This window comes from Methyloversatilis sp. XJ19-13 (assembly GCF_024580155.1).
In the GTDB taxonomy this organism is placed as follows: Bacteria; Pseudomonadota; Gammaproteobacteria; order Burkholderiales; family Rhodocyclaceae; genus Methyloversatilis.
Genome location: NZ_JANINH010000001.1, coordinates 405,890 through 421,940 on the forward strand (window position 1 = coordinate 405,890; position 16,051 = coordinate 421,940).

A 16,051-nucleotide genomic window follows, 5' to 3' on the forward strand; every position below is an offset into this window, starting at 1 on the left:
GGGGCCTGTTCAATTGGATTCGTTTAGGAAGTCGCCCACCAGGCGAGCGAAACGCGCCGAATGCTCGATCTGCGTCCAGTGGCCGCACTTGCCGTACACGTGCAGTTGCGCGTTCGGTATCCACTGCGCCAGCGTGAGCGACGTGTCGAGCGGGATGACCTTGTCTTCGCGCCCGTGGATCACCAGCGTTTCGTGTGGCAGCGACTTGATGTCTTCGACGCTGCTGGCCATCGCATTCACCCAGCGCTGACGCGGCGCCGGGAACATGGCGGCGAAGGATTCCTGGAAGCCGGGGCGGATCGACGCCTCGTAGCGCAGCTTCGCGAGGTCGTCATTGGCCAGCGATCGATCCCAGGCGAACAGGTCGAGCAGGCCGCGCATGGCTTCGATCGACGGCGTGTAACCCCACACTGCATCGAGGGCGGGCGTGATGTCGAAGCGCACGCCGACGCTGCCCATCAGCACCAGACGGCGGATGCGATGCGGGTGGCGGATCGCCATCTGCAGCGCCAGACCGCCGCCGAAGCTGTTGCCGACCAGATCGGCGCGCTCGATACCCAGCGCGTCCAGCATGCCGACGGCCTGGGCGACCCAGGTGTCCATGTCGTACCGGAGGTCCAGACGACGCTCGGTGTAGCCGAAACCGGCCATGTCCGGCGCGATCACGCGAGCGTGTTCGGCAAGCGACGGCATGACCAGGCGCCAGTTTGCCCAGGCGCTGACACCCGGGCCGGATCCATGCAGCATGAGCACCGGGAAGCCGTTGCCGAGGTCGTGATAGTTGGTCTTGATACCGGCGGCGACGATGCTTTGGGCGATTTCCGGATTGAGTGGCGCGTTCATGTCGGCGGACCTCACAGCTTCACGCACACGTTCTTCAGCTCGGTGTAGAACTCGAGCGAATGCACGCCGCCTTCGCGGCCGATGCCCGACTGCTTGGCGCCGCCGAAGGGCGTGCGCAGGTCGCGCAGGAACCACGAGTTCACCCACACCAGACCGGTTTCGAGTGCCGCGGCGACGCGATGACCGCGCGTCATGTCGGTGGTCCACACCGAGGCGGCCAATCCGTACTGAGTGTCGTTGGCCATGCGGATTGCGTCCTCTTCGTTATCGAAGGGCGCGATGTGGCAGCACGGTCCGAATATTTCCTCGCGCACGGCGGCGGCCGTCTCCGGCAGGCCGGTCCAGATCGTCGGCTGCACCCAGGCGCCATGCGCCAGTTCCTCCGGCATGGCGGGTTCGCCCCCACCGGTGACGACGTTGGCACCTTCTTCCACCGCATCGCGGTAGTAGGACAGCACCTTCTGCTTGTGCCCGGCCGAAATGAGCGGCCCCATGCCGGTGGCGTCATCTTCCGGACGGCCCAGCACCAGCGCTTCGGCGCCGTGCTTGAGCGCGGCGACGAAGCGCTCGAAGATCGGCCGCTCGACATACACGCGCTCGGTGCCCAGACAGACCTGACCACAGTTTGCGAAAGCCGAGCGCAGCGTGCCGGCGATGGCGGCGTCGAAGTCGCAGTCAGCGAACACGATGGCCGGATTTTTGCCACCCATTTCCAGCGACACCGGGCGTGCGCCGCTGGCGGCCGCCTTCATGATGGCTTCGCCGGTACGCGTCTCGCCGGTGAAGGTGATGGCGTTGACCCCCGGATGCGTGGTCAGGAATTCGCCGGCCGAATCCGGCCCGAAACCATGCACCACGTTGTAGACGCCGGCCGGCATGCCCACCGCGTTCATCACTTCGCCAAGCAGCGCCGCGGTCTGCGGCGTCTCTTCCGAGGGCTTCACCACCACCGTGTTGCCGCAGGCCAGCGCCGGTCCTACCTTCCAGGTCATCAGCAGCAACGGCAGGTTCCACGGACACACGACGCCGACCACGCCCACCGGGCGGCGCAGCGCGTAGTTGATCGCGCCACGGCCGTCCGGTGTGGCCATCTCGAAGAACTCGCCCGGCGCGTTCTTGACGACATCGGCGAAAATCTTGAAGTTGGCCGCACCGCGCGGGATGTCGAGGTGGCTGGCCAGGCTGACCGGCTTGCCGGTATCCGCCACTTCGGCGGCTACGAAATCGTCGAAGCGGCGGGTGATTTCATCGGCCACCGCGTACAGCAATCCGGTGCGTTCCGTCATCGCCATACGACCCCAGGATCCTTCCAGCGCGGCCCGCGCGGACGCGACCGCGGCATTCACCTCGTCGCGCCCCGCCTCGGACACCGAGGCGATGACGCGGTTGTCCAGCGGCGAACGCTTGTCGAAACGACGGCCTTCGCGCCCCGTCACGAACTCGCCGTTGATGAAGTGGCTGATCTGTTTCATCGAACTCTTTCTTGTTGGGTTTGCCGGCGCTTCAGCGAGCGGTGTCGAGACCGAGCGCTGCGAGTCCGGCCTGCGCGCAGTCCTCGTCCTGCGCTTCCGAACCGCCGGAGATGCCGACGCCGCCGATGCGCTCACCGGCCACCACCAGCGGCAGCCCGCCGCCGAACATGACCATGCGCGGACGCAGCGGCAGCCCCTGGCGGACCGCTTCGGAGTGGGACGAAAGGGCGGCTGCCCAATCGCCGGTCGGAAGACCGAAGCTGGCGGCGGTGTAGGCCTTGTCGATCGCGATGTCGACCGAATGCAACGGCGCGCCCGGCATGCGCAGGAAGGACACCAGCTGACCGGCGCGGTCGACCACCGCCGCATTGACGCAGGCGCCGATGGTCGCTGCGTGCGCCACCGCCGCATGCACCGCTGCGGATGCCGCCTGCCAGCCCACCGTCGATTGCCGTGCCGCTACGTCCATGTCGTCTCCTCCGCGGGGCCACCTGTATGGGGGCCTTCTTCCGTCGATATTCGATGGAGTTAACGATATAAATTAAGAATCTCGACGTCAACATGTTTTATCGAGATTTTAGGCTTTTCACGGATAAAGTTCGGAACTAGAATGAGCGCATGCTCCGGCACTCCGTGCGGGGGGCTTATTGAAAGTCGATATGGAACAATTGATTACCGGTGATTTCTCGGTCAATGGCGAAGCCTGTGAGCCGAAGACACTGGTGGATGGCGCCTATCGCCAGCTGCGCAGGGACATCATCGAAGGGCGTCATCCGCCTGGCACCAAGCTGCGCGTCGAGCACCTGAAGGACGAGTACGAGGTTGGCGCCGGCACGCTGCGCGAGGCGCTGGCACTGCTGGTGAGCGATTCGCTGGTGGTGGCACAGGGACAGCGCGGCTTCCGCGTGGCGCCGATTTCACTGGCCGACATCGAGGACATCACGCGCACGCGCGTCATGCTCGAATGCGAGGCGCTGCGGCAGAGCATCGCCAACGGCGACGAGACCTGGGAAGGCAATCTGGTCAGCGCTTTCCATCTGCTCACACGGGCGGAAGAGAAGCTGGCCAGCGACGTCGATGGCAGCGTGAATGAGTGGGAAGAGCGCAACCGCATGTTTCACGAAACGCTGATCGGCGCCTGCGCCTCGCGCTGGATACGTCACTTCCTGGCCATCCTCTACCGCCAGTCCGAACGCTACCGCCGCATATCGGTGCTGAACCGGCCGGTGCCGCAGGATGTGCACGAGGAACACGAACAGATTTTCAAAGCCACGATCGCACGCGACGCAGACGAGGCGACGCGCGTGCTGTCGGGTCACATCTGGCGCACATTCCAGACGGTGGCCAACGTGCCGCAGTTCGCGCAGGAGCCGGTGAGGAAGGCGGCCAACGGCCGGTGAGCGGCCGGAGCGCGACCCCGCGCCGATCCGCCTGCGGGGGGGGCTCGGGCGCAGGCGGCGGGCGCGACATCAGCCCGTCTTCAAGGCTTCCTGCTTGAGCGCCTCCACGCTGCGCACCATCCTGCCGACCACCTTCAGCCGCAGGTCGCTGGTCGGGTAGATGCGGCAGGCAAGCACGCAGTTGCAGCGCTCGTCTTCCTCGCTGATCTGGCTGCGGCTCATGATACCGGCGCAGTAGGTGCCGGACAGCACCTCCACCTTGCAGACACCGCAGCCGCCGCGGCGGCAGCCGACCGGGATGCCGCGGCCGCCCAGCGCCTCCATGCCGCGCAGCGCGTTCTGCGTTTCCGCGCAGAGGTATTCGCGGCCGATGCCGTCGAGCACGATGCGGTAGGTGCGCGTCATGGTCAGATCTTCCGGAACAGCGGGCTGCGCACCTGCTGCGCGTCGGCCGCCGAGAAGAACTTTTCGGTATGGATGTCGCGCTCGAACAGCCGGCCCTGCATCAGCGCGTTGATGCAGGAGTCGATCATGACCGGCGGCCCGCACAGATAGGCCTGGTGACCGCGGAAGTCCTCGCGGAAATGGGCCAGCGCCGCCTCGTGTGCGTAGCCGCGGAAGCCGGCCCAGGCGCTGTCCGCCGGCTCGTCGGACAGCGCCGGCACATAGCTGAAGTTCGGGTGTGACGCCGCCAGTGCGACGAAATCGTCGTGGTAGTAAAGCTCGGCCCGGTTGCGCGCGCCATAGACCAGCGTGATCGGTTGTGCATAGCCCTTGGCCAGCAGGTCGAGGATCATCGAGCGCGGACTCGACAGCCCCGAGCCGCCGGCCATGAAGATGAGCGGCCTGGCAGCCGACGCGCGCACGAAGAAGCGGCCGTAGGGGCCCGACAGCTTCACCCGGTCACCCGCCTTCAGCGACTCGTGTATCCAGGTGGTGCCGCGGCCGCCGGGCACGATGCGGATGTTCAGCTCGACTTCGTCGCCGTACGAGGGTGCGTTGGCAAGCGAGAACGCGCGCGACATGCCGGGCTCGGCGCCGATGTCGAGGTTGATGTACTGCCCGGCCTGGAAATCGAGCGGCCGGTCGAGCGTGATGAACAGGCCCTTGATCGTCGGCGTGAGCTGTTCGATGCGGCTGACCGTGCCGTGGAAGTCCTCGACCGGAATGTTGCGCGCGTCCGGCTCCTCGTCGATGTCCGCCTCGATGGTCACGTCGCTCTGCAGCCGCGCGCAGCAGGCCAGCGTCTTGCCCTCGTCGCGCTCGAAATCCATCAGCGCGAAGTCGGATGCCTCGCCGTGGTCCACCTCGCCTTCGGCCACCTGCACCTTGCAGGTGGCGCACAGACCGTGACAGCAGGCGTGCGGCAGCCAGATGCCCGCGCGCAGGCAGGCATCCAGCACGGTCTGGCCGTCCTCGACCTCCAGCGTCTGGCCCAGGGGTTCTATGGTCAGCGCGTAGCCCATCAGCTGCACGAGCCCTGAATGCCGGTCAGGCCGGGCGTGCGGAAGCGGATGGCGTCCTTGTGACCGATGCCGTTCTCCGCCAGCGAGCGGTTGAAGTGCGGCGTCCATGGCTCGCCTGACTTCATCCACTCCACCTTCGACCAGTCGATCTTCGCCCAGTCCGGGTGGTAGCCGTAGGCGCCGGGCAGCACCTTCTCGACGATGTCGCCGAAGCGCAGGGTCGGCGGGAAGGGGAAGGCCAGCGGCGCGCAGAACATCAGGTGATCGTCCCAGCCGATGAAGACGAGCTGGTTGCCATGGAAGTTGTCGACCACGTCGCGCGGCACGCCGACGTAGTCCTTCACTGCTGCGACTTGCATGTCGTCGTCCCCTTCAGTCGTTGCGCTTGGCCATGCCGCGCCATGCTTCGAAGTTGCGATGGTCTTCCGAACCTTCGAACTCGCCGTTGTCGCGACCGACGTTGAGCCGGTAGTACTCCAGCACCGCGGCCAGCGGATCGAAGCCGGGGGCGCTCGGGTCAGCCCCCTCGGGGAAGCAGTTGCCCTGGTAGATCTGGTGCACCGGCAGCCAGGCCTGCACATACTTCTCCGGCTCGTTGTCGAAGATGTGCTGGCAGTGGTCGGAGCAGAAGTGGTACTTGTTGCCCTTGTAGGTCCGCTCGCGATAGCAGATCTTCGTCGGGTCGCCGGGCTCGGTGAACAGCATCGGGATCTGGCAGGTCTGGCACAGCATGGGCAGCGTCTGGTTGTAGAAGCGGTTGCCCTTTTCCTGTTGTTCGCGCCAGAACTCGAAGCGCGGCCGGTAGTACGTGTCGAAGGTGTCCGGATACTTCTGTGACAGCCACTGCATTTCGTCTTCGGTCGGCATCCAGGTGTGGAAGTCGGTGGCGCCGCCGTAGTTGTAGAAGGTGGCCCATACCTGATGCGACAGGTGGTCCTTCTCCTGGCGGATCTGTTCCGCGCAGGCCGGCATCTTGATGCCGTACCGCGCGAGGTCCTTGAACAGCGCGCCGCCGTTTTCCTCGAAATAGATTTCCCAGGCTTCCTTCCAGCTCATCACGCGCTTGGGCAGCATGTAGTCCATCATCATCGCGACGATGGAAAGCAGCCGCACGCCGCGCCAGCACCACTTGTCTATCCAGCGCTGCACGATGGGCAGGTTGGCCGGATCCTGTTCCAGGATGAACTTGATGCACTCCAGGCCCAGCGTCATGTGACGCGCCTCGTCGGATTGCGCCGAGAAGCCGAAGGTCATGGTGCCCATGTCGCCGTTGTAGGCTGCGCCCGACACGAAGGGCACGAACAGCAGATTGGTCAGCACGTATTCGAACGAGAAGCCGACCGCCACCATGAATTCGAACGGGCCGGCGGTGATCGCGTCGTCGAAGAAGCTCTTCGGCACCGACAGGTACCAGACCCGGTCGTACATGTGCGTGAAATCGTGGAAGCCGTTGTAGTACTTGTTGTAGTTCGACAGCGAGTGGATCTGCGTCTGCGCGTGGCGCATCTCGTCGATCGCCTGCATCTGGCAGGCCACGCGTGCACCGGCGCCCGGGAAAGCGCGACCGGCGTGGGCGAAACCGCGGTGGGCCATGTGTTCGAGCGGCGTCACCGCGGTCAGGAAGATCTTGATCGCGTTCAGGTAGCGCGCGTCGGTCACGCCGAGATGGCCGTTGCTCTGGCTGTAGGCGTCGATGATGGCGTACAGCTTGCGCTCCTTCTCCGCCTGGTATTTCCAGTAGGCGTCCATGGTCAGCCGGAACGGGTCTTCCCACTTGTCCCAGTCGTGGATCTTGATGCCCTCGTAATCGGCGTACGGATACACCTTCTCCTTCGGCTGATAGGTGGTGTCCCACGCCAGATCACGGGTCATCAGCGTGTAGCGTTCCTTCAGGCCCAGCTTCTTCTTCGGTACCTGCATGTCCATCTGTGCTTCTCCTCAATGACGGAGCGGGTGCGGCCGTTCGGGCAGCCGTCTGTGTCCCGCGTGCTCCCTCTGTGATCGATCAGTTGTCCCAGTGCAGCGTGAACTCGTCGTCGCTCTCGTCGATGTGGCCGGACAGCGATATCAGGTGCGTGTGCAGTTCCTGCAGGTCGAAGTCGCGGCCGATCAGTTCGGAGATCGACGCGCGCTTCACCGTCAGGTGACCTTCGGCATCGATCTTGATCATGGCCGGCGACTCGACCGGTACGGCGTGCGGGTTGTCGGCCAGGATGGATTCGATGATCGGTCGCGTGTCGTCGTTGGTCTGCAGCGCAATGAATACCTTTGACATGGCGCGACCTCAGACCGGTACGCCGCACTTGGCGACGCGGGCGGCGAACTGCGTTGCAAGATCGTCGAGCGTGGCACCGGCGCGCTCACCCAGCGCGCGCTGCGCGAGCGGTTTGAGCGCCTCCAGTGCGCGCGCCTGCCAGGCAGTGATCCAGTCACGGACCATGACGGCGTTGTCCGGCGACTCGGCGCAGGCGGTCTTGATCTGCGCATCGACCCACCTCGTGGTTTCGGCGTACCACTCGGTCATGAACTGGGTGAGCATCGCGACCGCGGTGCCGCCGCGCAGCGACAGTTCGTCCTCGACCACGGTCTTGTAGAAAAGCGGGTACACCAGACCGTCGAGCACCAGGTTCTGCGCGGCGAACAGCTCGAACCAGTCCTGCACCACGAAACTGTCCTCGACATAGCGGCGCAGTCCCTGCCAGTCGGCGGCGTACAGCCAGCGCTCCTTCGCAGCCGCCAGCGACCCGGTGTCGCCGAGCAGCAGGCCGATGCGGGTGAGGTACTGCGCGATGGCCAGGTTGTCCATCGCGTGGAACATGCAGGGCTGGGTGATCGCCGTGCCGTAGCCATAGGCGCAGAGGGCCGAATTGTTCAGGTTCGCGCCCCAGGCGGCGTGGCGCAGCGGCAGCAGCAGGTCGAGCGCCTGCTGGCGCACGTCGTCGGCGAGCAGGGCACCGAGGTTGCGCGTCTCGACGAAATCGAAGTTCGACTCGGCCGTGTCCTGCTGGCGGGCGCGCGCCAATGTCCAGGCGCCGTAGTAGTACTGGCGCGGGTCCTTGAACGCGTACCAGTCCTTCATCTGCAACCGGGTGCGCGAGGTGTCGAAGATTTCGCGTTCGGGGTCCCAGGTCGGGCGGTAGTGGAAGTTGGCGGTCGGCTGCAGGTCGAACGTGCCCTCCTGATAGCGCGATGCGGGTTTGTCGCCGAAGCGCCGCGCGATGTGCCCGTAGGTCTGTCGCTGCGGCTTGATTGATACGGTACGAAGATCGATCTGCATGGCAGTCTCCTCTGATGTGTTCTTGTGACCGCGGCCCGCGCTCAGCGCGAGCCGCGGTTCAGGACTTCGTCGAGCCGTGCCGACAGCGGCGAGTGCGGGCCGGCGTCGCCGCCGAGCGGACCGCCGTCGCCGTCGAGCAGCACCACGCGCTGCGTCGCGCAGAACTCCTCGAAGGCGGCGCGCGTGAGCATCATTTCGGCGAACAGCGCCGGCTCGCCGAGCGCAAAGTCGAATTCGACGAAGCCGTCGTCGCGCTCGCCGGTGATGCGCACGTACTTGCGGAAGGGGTCGAATGGCGACGCCATGGCGCCCGCCTCAGGTGTACACATTGAGGAAGGCGTCGTTGAGCTTGCGGTCGTGATAGAAGATCGCGCGCCCGAGGTCCTCGACGGTCCACGTGATGACCGGCTTGTCGGGGTAGTAGATGTAGCCGCCCGAAAACACCTCGTTGCGGTTGCCCGACGGATCGAAGAAGTAGATGGTCGCGCCGCGCGTGATGCCATGCCGCGTCGGCCCGATGTCCAGCGATACGTCGTGCTTCGAAATCAGGTCGGCCGCGCGCAGTACGTCGTTCCAGGTGTCGAGGATGAAGGAGCAGTGGTGGAACTTGCCCTTCTCCGGGTTGCGGATGAAGGCGATGTCGTGCGGTTTGGTCGAGCACGTCAGGAACACGCCCACCATCACATCGCCTGCCATCACCTGTTCGGCAATCGTGAAGCCGAGCACTTCGGTAAACAGCTTCACCACGCCGTCGACGTCGTCGCCGTACAGCAGGCAGTGGTCGAAGCGGCTCGGCTGCATGCCCACCAGACCATCCGGCCACGGGTCCGGATTCACGTCCGGCAGCCCGTTGCCCACCTTGTCCTTGGCGGCGAACAGTTCGATCGCATGCCCGGTCGGCACCGTGAAGCGGAAGCGCCGCCCGGTGTGCAGATGTTCGCCGGCGGGGATCCATTGCAGGTCGGTCGCCAGACGGCTGCCTTCGACGGCCGCTGCGAGTCGGTCCAGCGTGCCTTCGCTGTCCACGCGGAAGCCCATGTAGTCCATACCTGGCGCATCGGCCTTGCGCAGCACCACGCTGTGGTGGTCGTGTTCGTCCCAGGCCTTGAAATACACGCGGCCTTGTGCGTCGCGCCCGGTCTCCAGCAGGCCCAGTACCTGCCCATAGTGTTTCATTGCCGCTTCCAGATCCGTCACCCTCAGGGCGACATGACCCGGGCGCAGCACGCCGGTCATGGTCATCGTGTCCTCCTCCTTATATGTGGTGCGTGCTGCGGCGCATCAGCCCATCCGGATGAAGGAAACGCCGGAGCGCCCTTGCCGGAGTGCGGGATGCAGCCGTCAGCCGCACCCTCTCCTATCCAAGAAGCGTGCCATACTCGATAATCGATAAAAATCTCGATATTTGGCGGTTTTAAGTGGTGCGATGTACAGTCGTCGCGTCCACCGGTTGATGATTTCGTGAAGCGCCCGAAGCGGTGTTCACCAAGTGATGAAAGAGTCGACCGGAAGAAGACCGGCCACGCCATGCAGCTGGAATCGCGCACGCGCTCCACTGCACCCGACGGAGGCCGAGCCGCTGTGCAGCGCAACATGAAGCACCGGTCTGGAGGAGGCACGGGCAATGAGTACGTTCAAGTACCCGCACAACAGCGATCTGCGTCGGCTGGTCAGGTTCTCGGCCGACGACGGACTGATCTGGCTGGCGGAAAACCGCATGCTGCTGATGCACTGCGCCGCCATGTCGGCGCTGCGCACGCAGCTCATCAAGTCGGTCGGGCCGGAATCGGCGCGCCGCATCCTGACCCGCATGGGTTACGAATCCGGCATGCGCGACGCCGAACTGGCGCGCACGATACGGCCGGGCCAGAACCCGATCGAATCCTTCTTCGTCGGTCCGCAGCTGCACATGCTCGAGGGCAGCGTGCAGGTGACGCCGATGCATATCCACATAGATTTGCGCAGCGGCGAATTCGATGGCGAGTTCCTGTGGGAACACTCGTGGGAAGCCGAATTCCACCTGCGCGAGTTCGGCCAGTCTGCCGACCCGGTGTGCTGGATGCAGATCGGCTACGCCTCCGGCTACACCTCGGCGTTCATGGGCCGCATGGTGCTGTTCAAGGAAGTCGAATGTGCCTGTTGCGGCGCCAACAGCTGCCGCATCATCGGCAAGCCGGTCGAGGAATGGGAGGACGGCGAGCAGTACGCGCGCTATTTCGAGCCGGACAGCCGCATCGCCCACCTGCCTTCCGCCGTCTGGGCGGGTGTCTCGCAGACCGACAGTGCGCAGGTGACGCCAGCGCCGACCGACCTGATCGGCAGTTCAGCCAGTTTCCGTCGCGCCTACGAGCTGGTGCTGCGCGCGGCCGGCACCACGGTGACCGTGCTGCTGCTGGGCGAGACCGGCGTCGGCAAGGAGCGCTTCGCCCGCGCGCTGCACCAGATGAGCCCGCGCAAGGACGCGCCCTTCGTCGCCGTGAACTGCGCGGCGATCCCGCACGACCTGATCGAATCGGAACTGTTCGGCGTCGAGAAGGGCGCCTTCACCGGTGCCCACGCCTCGCGTGCCGGCAAGTTCGAGCGCGCCGAGGGCGGTACGCTGTTCCTCGACGAGATCGGAGAGATGCCGCTGGCCGCCCAGGCCAAACTGCTGCGCGCGCTGCAGGAAGGCGAGATCGAACGCCTGGGCGACGAACGCACGCGCAAGGTGAATGTGCGGGTGGTCGCCGCCACCAACGTCGATCTGGCGCAGGCGGTGAAGGAGGGGCGCTTCCGGCCCGACCTCTATTACCGCGTGCACGTCTATCCCATCCACATTCCGCCGCTGCGCGATCGTCTGGCCGATCTGCGCAAACTGGTCGATTCACTGGTCGCCAGGTTCAACCGCCAGCACGGCAAGCACGTGCAGGGCGTGTCGGACAAGGGATTCCAGGCCCTGCACGCCCACCACTGGCCGGGCAATGTGCGCGAACTGGAAAACGTGATTGAGCGCGGCGTCTTGCTGGCGCCGCAGCAGGGCTGGATCGAGGCGCATCACCTCTTCCTGTCGCTGGAGGCCGTACTCGCACGCGAATCGGGCATCTCGGCATGCGGGAAACTCGAAGAAGGGGGGGGCGATGAAACCCGCCTCCGTCTGTGTGAACAGATATTGAGCGCAGGCATTCCGCTGGAGGAACTCGAACAGCTGCTGATGAAAACCTGTGTCGACCAGGAAGGAGGCAATATCGCCCGCGCGGCGCGGCGGCTCGGCATGTCACGGCCCAAGTTGAGCTACAGGCTGCAGCGCAGCGATGGCGAAGCCGACGTAGCCGACGCCTGAAGCGGTAACCGCAGTCATCTGGAGAGGGGCTGCGCTCGGCAAGCCGGCCGTCGTTCCACCGGCGGTTAGAACAACGCCGTTTGACCCGTCTGACCGAATTTCTCCGGCGCCGCCTCGTCGTTGCCGGGGATGCCTTCGTCCAGAGCGGCCACTTTTCTGCAGCGCGACGATGCGCTCTTCGATGCTGCCGGCGACAATCAGCGTCCAGACGAACACTGAATACGCATGCGCCGGGCGAAGTCGCTGCGCAGGCGGCGTCAGAAAATCGCGGTTGTGACAGCAGGCGTTAAAACTTCGCATGCTACTCTCCGCGCGCTTCTCCGGCTCGGGTCCAGCCGTTCCACAACGCGGGGGCCCGTCCGCCACGGCACCCTGAAGTGCGCCGGCATTTCGGGGGAGTCCGACCAACTCCTTTTGCCTCGCCGTTCGACATGTTGACCGTGCAACCGCCATGACTCCTTCGATCGCGCTTGCCACGTCTTCGCCCGCACACTCCCGGCTGATCTGCATCGACGCCCTGCGTGGACTGGCGGTGCTGATCATGCTGGTCGATCACGTGCGCGAAACCTTCTACCTTCATCTGCAGGTGCCTGATCCGATGGTGATCGCGGATATCGATCCGGCGCTGTTCGCAAGCCGTCTGCTGGCGCATCTGTGTGCGCCGGTTTTCGTCTTCTTGACTGGTCTTTCGGCCTGGCTGAATGCGGCACGTCACGGCGCAGGCCTCCGTGCAGCGGCCTCGTCCTTCCTTTGGCGGCGTGGCTTGTTTCTGGTCCTGCTCGAAATCACCGTCATCAACTTCGCGTGGACGGGAGAACTACCGCCGACACGGATCTATCTGCAGGTGATCTGGGCGCTTGGCCTGAGCATGCTCGCGCTGGCCGCGCTGCTCTGGCTGCCGCGCCGCATGCTGGTGGCGACCGGACTGGCGCTGGTCGCCGGCCACAATCTGCTGGACGGTCTTCACTTCGGTCCCGATCACCCCTTTCACGTAGTCTGGGCCGTGTTGCATGACCGGGGATGGATTGCAGTCGGTGAATCGCTGCAGGTGCGCACCTCGTATCCGCTGCTGCCCTGGATAGGCCTGATTGCGCTCGGTTTTGCGGTCGGCCCATGGTTCGGCCCGCATGTCGCCCCGACACTGCGCGCCCGTCGCCTGCTTGTCTGGGGTGTCGGACTGCTGACCGGCTTCGTGCTGCTGCGCATGCTCGACCTGTATGGCGATCACCCCTGGACCGCAGGCGCTACCGTGGCCCGCACTGTCATGGCTGCTTTCAATGTCACCAAATACCCGCCGTCGCTGCTGTTCTGCGCACTTACGATGGGAATCGGACTGCTGCTGCTGCGCGGCTTCGGTATCGGTCGGGAAGCAGCCTGGCTGCGCCCGATGGCCGTATTCGGCGCAGCACCGATGTTCGCCTACATCCTCCATCTGTTCCTGCTCAAGGCGCTCTATCTGGCCGCCGAAGCCGTATTCGGACCGAACAAGGGCAGCCTGTTCGGCTTTGACAACGTGCTCCAGGTCTGGGCTGGTGCTGTCTTGCTGGCGCTGCTGCTTTACCAGCCGGTACGGGCCTTCGGCCGCTTCAAGGCGCAGCGTCGGGATATCGCATGGCTGAGGTACCTTTGAGGTGGCGGTCATGACCCGAAGCCGTTACCTGGCGGTCGCCTGGTTGCTGGTGCTGGTCTCCTTTGCGGCAGCAGTCCTGCCGCCGATCGTTCACGCACGCCTGCACGAGCATGGCGCAGACGCGACATCGCTGCTCGCATGTGCGCAGTACGGCGTGAAACTGGCTGTTGTACCCAGGTTTGCGGAAGGTGCTTCATCGGCTGACAAGGGGGCCGATGCAGACCACTGCCCGTTCTGCATGCACGCCTGCCTCAGTCTGCCACCGACGCACGCATGGCGCGGCAGCGCGGACCCGGCTGGCGGCGACCACCCGTCCTCGGCTGCTCAGTCAGACCTCCGGGCGCCATTTGCATGGCTGCGACCGGCTACCCGCGCACCACCCGTCCGGATCGGCTGACCCCTTCACGTCAGATGTGACGCAGCGGCCAACCGGCAGACCGGATCCGCGCGCCGCATGTCTTCCGGCCGCCGCTGCGCGGCGCCGGATCACCCGCTATCGGATATCGGTATCCGCAAGGACAGTTCGACCATGACACGCACCGCCCTCTCTCTGGCCGTCGCATCGGCCCTTTCATCCATCAGCCTCGGCCTGCAGGCCGCCGACCCGGCCATCGTGATCGGCGAGGTCACCATCCGCGCCCCGAAGCACGGTCCGCTGTTGAGCACGCAGGTACTCAGTTCGGTCGACATTCTCGGCAGCGACAAAGTGCAGGACAAGACCGTCATGAACAGTTGGGAACTGCTTGGCCAGATGCCCGGCATGCAGCTCACCGAAACCCGCATGGGCGCCGAGTCCGGCAAGGTCACCTTCCGCGCCTTCAATGGCGAAGGCTACATCAATGGCATCAAGGTGCTGATCGACGGCATTCCGAGTAACGTAAACAGCGGCAACCAGCGCTTCATCGACATGATCTTCCCGCTGGAGATCGACTACATCGAAGTGGTGCGCGGCACCAATGATCCGCGCTATGGCCTGCACAACATCGGCGGCAACATCAACATCGCGACCCGCCAGGGCGGAAATTATCTTGACGGCCGCCTCACCTACGGCAGCTTCAACACGCGCGAGGCGCAACTCGCCGTGGGACGGGAATCGAATGGTTTCTCGCAGAACTACTTCTTCGCCAAACAGGATTCGGATGGTTACCGCGATCATTCCGAATCGGAGAAATACACTTTCGGAGCCAAGTGGTTCGTCACTTCAGCCGATGGAGCGGTGAAGACCGGCCTGATCGTACGCGCCTACAACCATCAGGCCGAGGAACCGGGTTTTCTGACCGCCGCCGAACTCGCGGCAAGCCGCAGGCAGTCGTCGGCCAAGAATGCCAACGACCGCGATGATCGTGACATGAGCCAGATCAGCGCCCATCTGGACTGGGCCATTACGCCCACCGCCTTCCTCAGCAACAAACTCTACTTCAACACCTACAAGGACGACCGGCAGGTCACCTTCAGCGGCAACCCGGTCGGTACCGCACCGCGGCAGCGGCGTATCTGGGACGAGCACCAGTTCGGCCTGATGAGCACGCTGACCTGGCGAGCCAACGAACTGATCACGGTCGACGGCGGCCTCAACGTCGAGCGCCAGAAGAACGAATACCGCCGCTTCCGCTACCCCTTCGCGGTACCCACCGACTTCAGCACGCCCACCTTCGTGCAGAACTACGACGTCTACTCGCTGAACAATGTGGGTGCGTACGTACAGACCATCATCACGCCGACCGAGTCACTGAAGATCATTCCGGGCTACCGGCTGGACCGGTTTTCCGGCGACACGCTGATCAGGACTTCCGGCGTCAGTGCAGACCTGCAGGACACTGGCTGGATCGACCAGCCCAAGTTGAGCGTGGTCTACAGCCTGACACCGAACCTCAGCGTGTATGCCAATTGGGGCCGTACCTTCCAGGTGCTGACCGGATCGCGGGCGCCGGCCTACCTTACGCCGGGGCAGAGCGAATTCAGGCCATCGATCAATACCGGCAGGGAAGTGGGCGTCAAGCTCGCCCCGACGGCCGGCATCGACATGCGGGTCGCCGTCTGGCAGCAGGATGCCACCGACGAAGTGGCAAACATGCCGAGTACGGGCACCACGGTCGGTCTCGGAGAAACGCGCCGGCGAGGCGTGGATCTGCAGTTCTCCGGACGCCTCACCGACCGGCTGGAGGTCTGGTTGTCGCACTCGGTGCAGGAAGCCAAGGTGATCAGCGCCTTCACCTCGACCGGTACGTCGCTGGCCGGCAAGGAAGTGTTCTCGACGCCGCGCTTCATCAGCAACGTCGGCGCCGAATACCGGCTTTCGGAGGTCTGGCGTTTCGGCCTGCAGGGTCGGGCCCAGGGCGATTACTACATCGACGATCTGAACGCCCAGGGTAAGTTCGGGGGATTCGTGCTGTTCGACGCCAACGTACGCTACACGATGTCCAGGACCGCCAGCCTCGATCTGCAGGTCCGGAACATCGCCGATCGCGACTTCGAATACGTCTGGTACGACAACTTCTTTTTCCCGGCTGGCAGCCACCAGCCGTCCTTCTCGCCCGGCCCTGGCCGTGCCGCCTACCTGTCGCTGAACCTCAAGCTCTGATTGTTCCGACGCGGCGCGCGATGAAGACGCGTCCAGCGGTGGCTCCTTTCAACCTGAAAGCCT

17 protein-coding genes are annotated in these 16,051 nt (G+C 64.7%); 5 read left to right on the forward strand and 12 right to left on the reverse strand.

Annotated features, from left to right (window positions below):
• Nucleotides 1-9 precede the first annotated feature (9 nt).
• Genes NMQ14_RS02015 through NMQ14_RS02025 form a run of 3 tightly spaced genes read right to left on the reverse strand, consistent with a single transcriptional unit; the run spans nucleotide 10 to nucleotide 2,784 of the window.
• Nucleotides 10-843 carry an alpha/beta fold hydrolase gene (locus tag NMQ14_RS02015; RefSeq protein ID WP_257093000.1) on the reverse strand — a complete coding sequence of 278 codons (834 nt, stop codon included), beginning with the start codon at nucleotides 841-843 and terminating at the stop codon, nucleotides 10-12.
• Between the two features lie 11 nt (nucleotides 844-854).
• Nucleotides 855-2,315, reverse strand: a complete 1,461-nt coding sequence (locus NMQ14_RS02020; RefSeq protein WP_257093002.1) for a 2-hydroxymuconic semialdehyde dehydrogenase — start codon at nucleotides 2,313-2,315, stop codon at nucleotides 855-857.
• A 31-nt stretch (nucleotides 2,316-2,346) separates the two neighbouring features.
• Entirely contained in the window at nucleotides 2,347-2,784 is a 438-nt protein-coding gene (locus NMQ14_RS02025; RefSeq protein WP_257093004.1) for a heme-binding protein, read from the reverse strand.
• Nucleotides 2,785-2,974: 190 nt separating this feature from the next.
• Between NMQ14_RS02025 and NMQ14_RS02030 the strand changes: the two genes are divergently transcribed.
• Nucleotides 2,975-3,715 carry a GntR family transcriptional regulator gene (locus tag NMQ14_RS02030; RefSeq protein ID WP_257093006.1) on the forward strand — a complete coding sequence of 247 codons (741 nt, stop codon included), beginning with the start codon at nucleotides 2,975-2,977 and terminating at the stop codon, nucleotides 3,713-3,715.
• Nucleotides 3,716-3,784: 69 nt separating this feature from the next.
• Here the strand turns inward: NMQ14_RS02030 and NMQ14_RS02035 are convergent, their stop codons facing one another.
• From NMQ14_RS02035 to NMQ14_RS19800, 9 genes are all read right to left on the reverse strand, one after another.
• On the reverse strand, nucleotides 3,785-4,120 hold the full coding sequence (locus NMQ14_RS02035; RefSeq protein ID WP_257093008.1) for a 2Fe-2S iron-sulfur cluster binding domain-containing protein: 336 nt from the start codon (nucleotides 4,118-4,120) through the stop codon (nucleotides 3,785-3,787).
• Nucleotides 4,121-4,122: 2 nt separating this feature from the next.
• Nucleotides 4,123-5,181 carry an NADH:ubiquinone reductase (Na(+)-transporting) subunit F gene (locus NMQ14_RS02040; protein ID WP_257093010.1) on the reverse strand — a complete coding sequence of 353 codons (1,059 nt, stop codon included), beginning with the start codon at nucleotides 5,179-5,181 and terminating at the stop codon, nucleotides 4,123-4,125.
• Nucleotides 5,181-5,540, reverse strand: a complete 360-nt coding sequence (locus NMQ14_RS02045; RefSeq protein WP_257093012.1) for a phenol hydroxylase subunit P4 — start codon at nucleotides 5,538-5,540, stop codon at nucleotides 5,181-5,183. Before NMQ14_RS02045 ends, NMQ14_RS02040 begins: the two co-directional genes overlap by 1 nt.
• Before the next feature lie 13 nt (nucleotides 5,541-5,553).
• Nucleotides 5,554-7,107 (reverse strand): aromatic/alkene/methane monooxygenase hydroxylase/oxygenase subunit alpha, encoded by a 1,554-nt coding sequence (locus NMQ14_RS02050; RefSeq protein ID WP_257093014.1) that lies wholly within the window; start codon nucleotides 7,105-7,107, stop codon nucleotides 5,554-5,556.
• Nucleotides 7,108-7,186: 79 nt separating this feature from the next.
• Entirely contained in the window at nucleotides 7,187-7,456 is a 270-nt protein-coding gene (locus tag NMQ14_RS02055; RefSeq protein ID WP_257093017.1) for an MmoB/DmpM family protein, read from the reverse strand.
• Nucleotides 7,457-7,465: 9 nt separating this feature from the next.
• Nucleotides 7,466-8,458: an aromatic/alkene monooxygenase hydroxylase subunit beta gene (locus NMQ14_RS02060; RefSeq protein WP_257093019.1), complete on the reverse strand. Its 993-nt coding sequence runs from the start codon at nucleotides 8,456-8,458 to the stop codon at nucleotides 7,466-7,468.
• Between the two features lie 41 nt (nucleotides 8,459-8,499).
• On the reverse strand, nucleotides 8,500-8,763 hold the full coding sequence (locus tag NMQ14_RS02065) for a phenol hydroxylase subunit (RefSeq protein ID WP_257093020.1): 264 nt from the start codon (nucleotides 8,761-8,763) through the stop codon (nucleotides 8,500-8,502).
• Nucleotides 8,764-8,773: 10 nt separating this feature from the next.
• A complete protein-coding gene (locus tag NMQ14_RS02070) occupies nucleotides 8,774-9,700 on the reverse strand; it encodes a catechol 2,3-dioxygenase (RefSeq protein WP_257093022.1) in 927 nt (308 codons plus the stop codon).
• A 13-nt stretch (nucleotides 9,701-9,713) separates the two neighbouring features.
• Nucleotides 9,714-9,809, reverse strand: coding sequence for a hypothetical protein (locus NMQ14_RS19800; RefSeq protein WP_373457166.1), 96 nt, complete (start codon nucleotides 9,807-9,809; stop codon nucleotides 9,714-9,716).
• Nucleotides 9,810-10,082: 273 nt separating this feature from the next.
• Here NMQ14_RS19800 and NMQ14_RS02075 point away from each other — a divergent pair, with 273 nt between their 5' ends.
• The 4 genes from NMQ14_RS02075 (at nucleotide 10,083) to NMQ14_RS02085 (ending at nucleotide 15,988) form a co-directional block, all read left to right on the forward strand.
• On the forward strand, nucleotides 10,083-11,777 hold the full coding sequence (locus NMQ14_RS02075) for a sigma-54-dependent Fis family transcriptional regulator (RefSeq protein ID WP_257093024.1): 1,695 nt from the start codon (nucleotides 10,083-10,085) through the stop codon (nucleotides 11,775-11,777).
• Between the two features lie 451 nt (nucleotides 11,778-12,228).
• Nucleotides 12,229-13,407 carry a DUF1624 domain-containing protein gene (locus tag NMQ14_RS02080; RefSeq protein ID WP_257093026.1) on the forward strand — a complete coding sequence of 393 codons (1,179 nt, stop codon included), beginning with the start codon at nucleotides 12,229-12,231 and terminating at the stop codon, nucleotides 13,405-13,407.
• A gap of 10 nt (nucleotides 13,408-13,417) precedes the next feature.
• Nucleotides 13,418-13,804 carry a DUF2946 family protein gene (locus NMQ14_RS19805; protein WP_373457167.1) on the forward strand — a complete coding sequence of 129 codons (387 nt, stop codon included), beginning with the start codon at nucleotides 13,418-13,420 and terminating at the stop codon, nucleotides 13,802-13,804.
• A gap of 132 nt (nucleotides 13,805-13,936) precedes the next feature.
• The gene (locus NMQ14_RS02085) at nucleotides 13,937-15,988 is read left to right on the forward strand and encodes a TonB-dependent receptor (protein WP_257093028.1); all 2,052 of its coding nucleotides are present in this window, start codon (nucleotides 13,937-13,939) and stop codon (nucleotides 15,986-15,988) included.
• Nucleotides 15,989-16,051: the final 63 nt, after the last annotated feature.

What these genes read in the sequence shown, in the direction of transcription:
- NMQ14_RS02080 (WP_257093026.1), top strand. Translation starts at nt 12,229, where the DNA reads ATGACTCCTTCGATCGCGCTTGCCACGTCTTCGCCCGCACACTCCCGG.
- NMQ14_RS02015 (WP_257093000.1), bottom strand. Translation starts at nt 843, where the DNA reads ATGAACGCGCCACTCAATCCGGAAATCGCCCAAAGCATCGTCGCCGCC.
- NMQ14_RS02050 (WP_257093014.1), bottom strand. Translation starts at nt 7,107, where the DNA reads ATGGACATGCAGGTACCGAAGAAGAAGCTGGGCCTGAAGGAACGCTAC.
- NMQ14_RS02040 (WP_257093010.1), bottom strand. Translation starts at nt 5,181, where the DNA reads ATGGGCTACGCGCTGACCATAGAACCCCTGGGCCAGACGCTGGAGGTC.
- NMQ14_RS02075 (WP_257093024.1), top strand. Translation starts at nt 10,083, where the DNA reads ATGAGTACGTTCAAGTACCCGCACAACAGCGATCTGCGTCGGCTGGTC.
- NMQ14_RS02055 (WP_257093017.1), bottom strand. Translation starts at nt 7,456, where the DNA reads ATGTCAAAGGTATTCATTGCGCTGCAGACCAACGACGACACGCGACCG.
- NMQ14_RS02025 (WP_257093004.1), bottom strand. Translation starts at nt 2,784, where the DNA reads ATGGACGTAGCGGCACGGCAATCGACGGTGGGCTGGCAGGCGGCATCC.
- NMQ14_RS19805 (WP_373457167.1), top strand. Translation starts at nt 13,418, where the DNA reads ATGACCCGAAGCCGTTACCTGGCGGTCGCCTGGTTGCTGGTGCTGGTC.
- NMQ14_RS02045 (WP_257093012.1), bottom strand. Translation starts at nt 5,540, where the DNA reads ATGCAAGTCGCAGCAGTGAAGGACTACGTCGGCGTGCCGCGCGACGTG.
- NMQ14_RS02020 (WP_257093002.1), bottom strand. Translation starts at nt 2,315, where the DNA reads ATGAAACAGATCAGCCACTTCATCAACGGCGAGTTCGTGACGGGGCGC.
- NMQ14_RS02030 (WP_257093006.1), top strand. Translation starts at nt 2,975, where the DNA reads ATGGAACAATTGATTACCGGTGATTTCTCGGTCAATGGCGAAGCCTGT.
- NMQ14_RS02035 (WP_257093008.1), bottom strand. Translation starts at nt 4,120, where the DNA reads ATGACGCGCACCTACCGCATCGTGCTCGACGGCATCGGCCGCGAATAC.
- NMQ14_RS02065 (WP_257093020.1), bottom strand. Translation starts at nt 8,763, where the DNA reads ATGGCGTCGCCATTCGACCCCTTCCGCAAGTACGTGCGCATCACCGGC.
- NMQ14_RS02060 (WP_257093019.1), bottom strand. Translation starts at nt 8,458, where the DNA reads ATGCAGATCGATCTTCGTACCGTATCAATCAAGCCGCAGCGACAGACC.
- NMQ14_RS02085 (WP_257093028.1), top strand. Translation starts at nt 13,937, where the DNA reads ATGACACGCACCGCCCTCTCTCTGGCCGTCGCATCGGCCCTTTCATCC.
- NMQ14_RS02070 (WP_257093022.1), bottom strand. Translation starts at nt 9,700, where the DNA reads ATGACCATGACCGGCGTGCTGCGCCCGGGTCATGTCGCCCTGAGGGTG.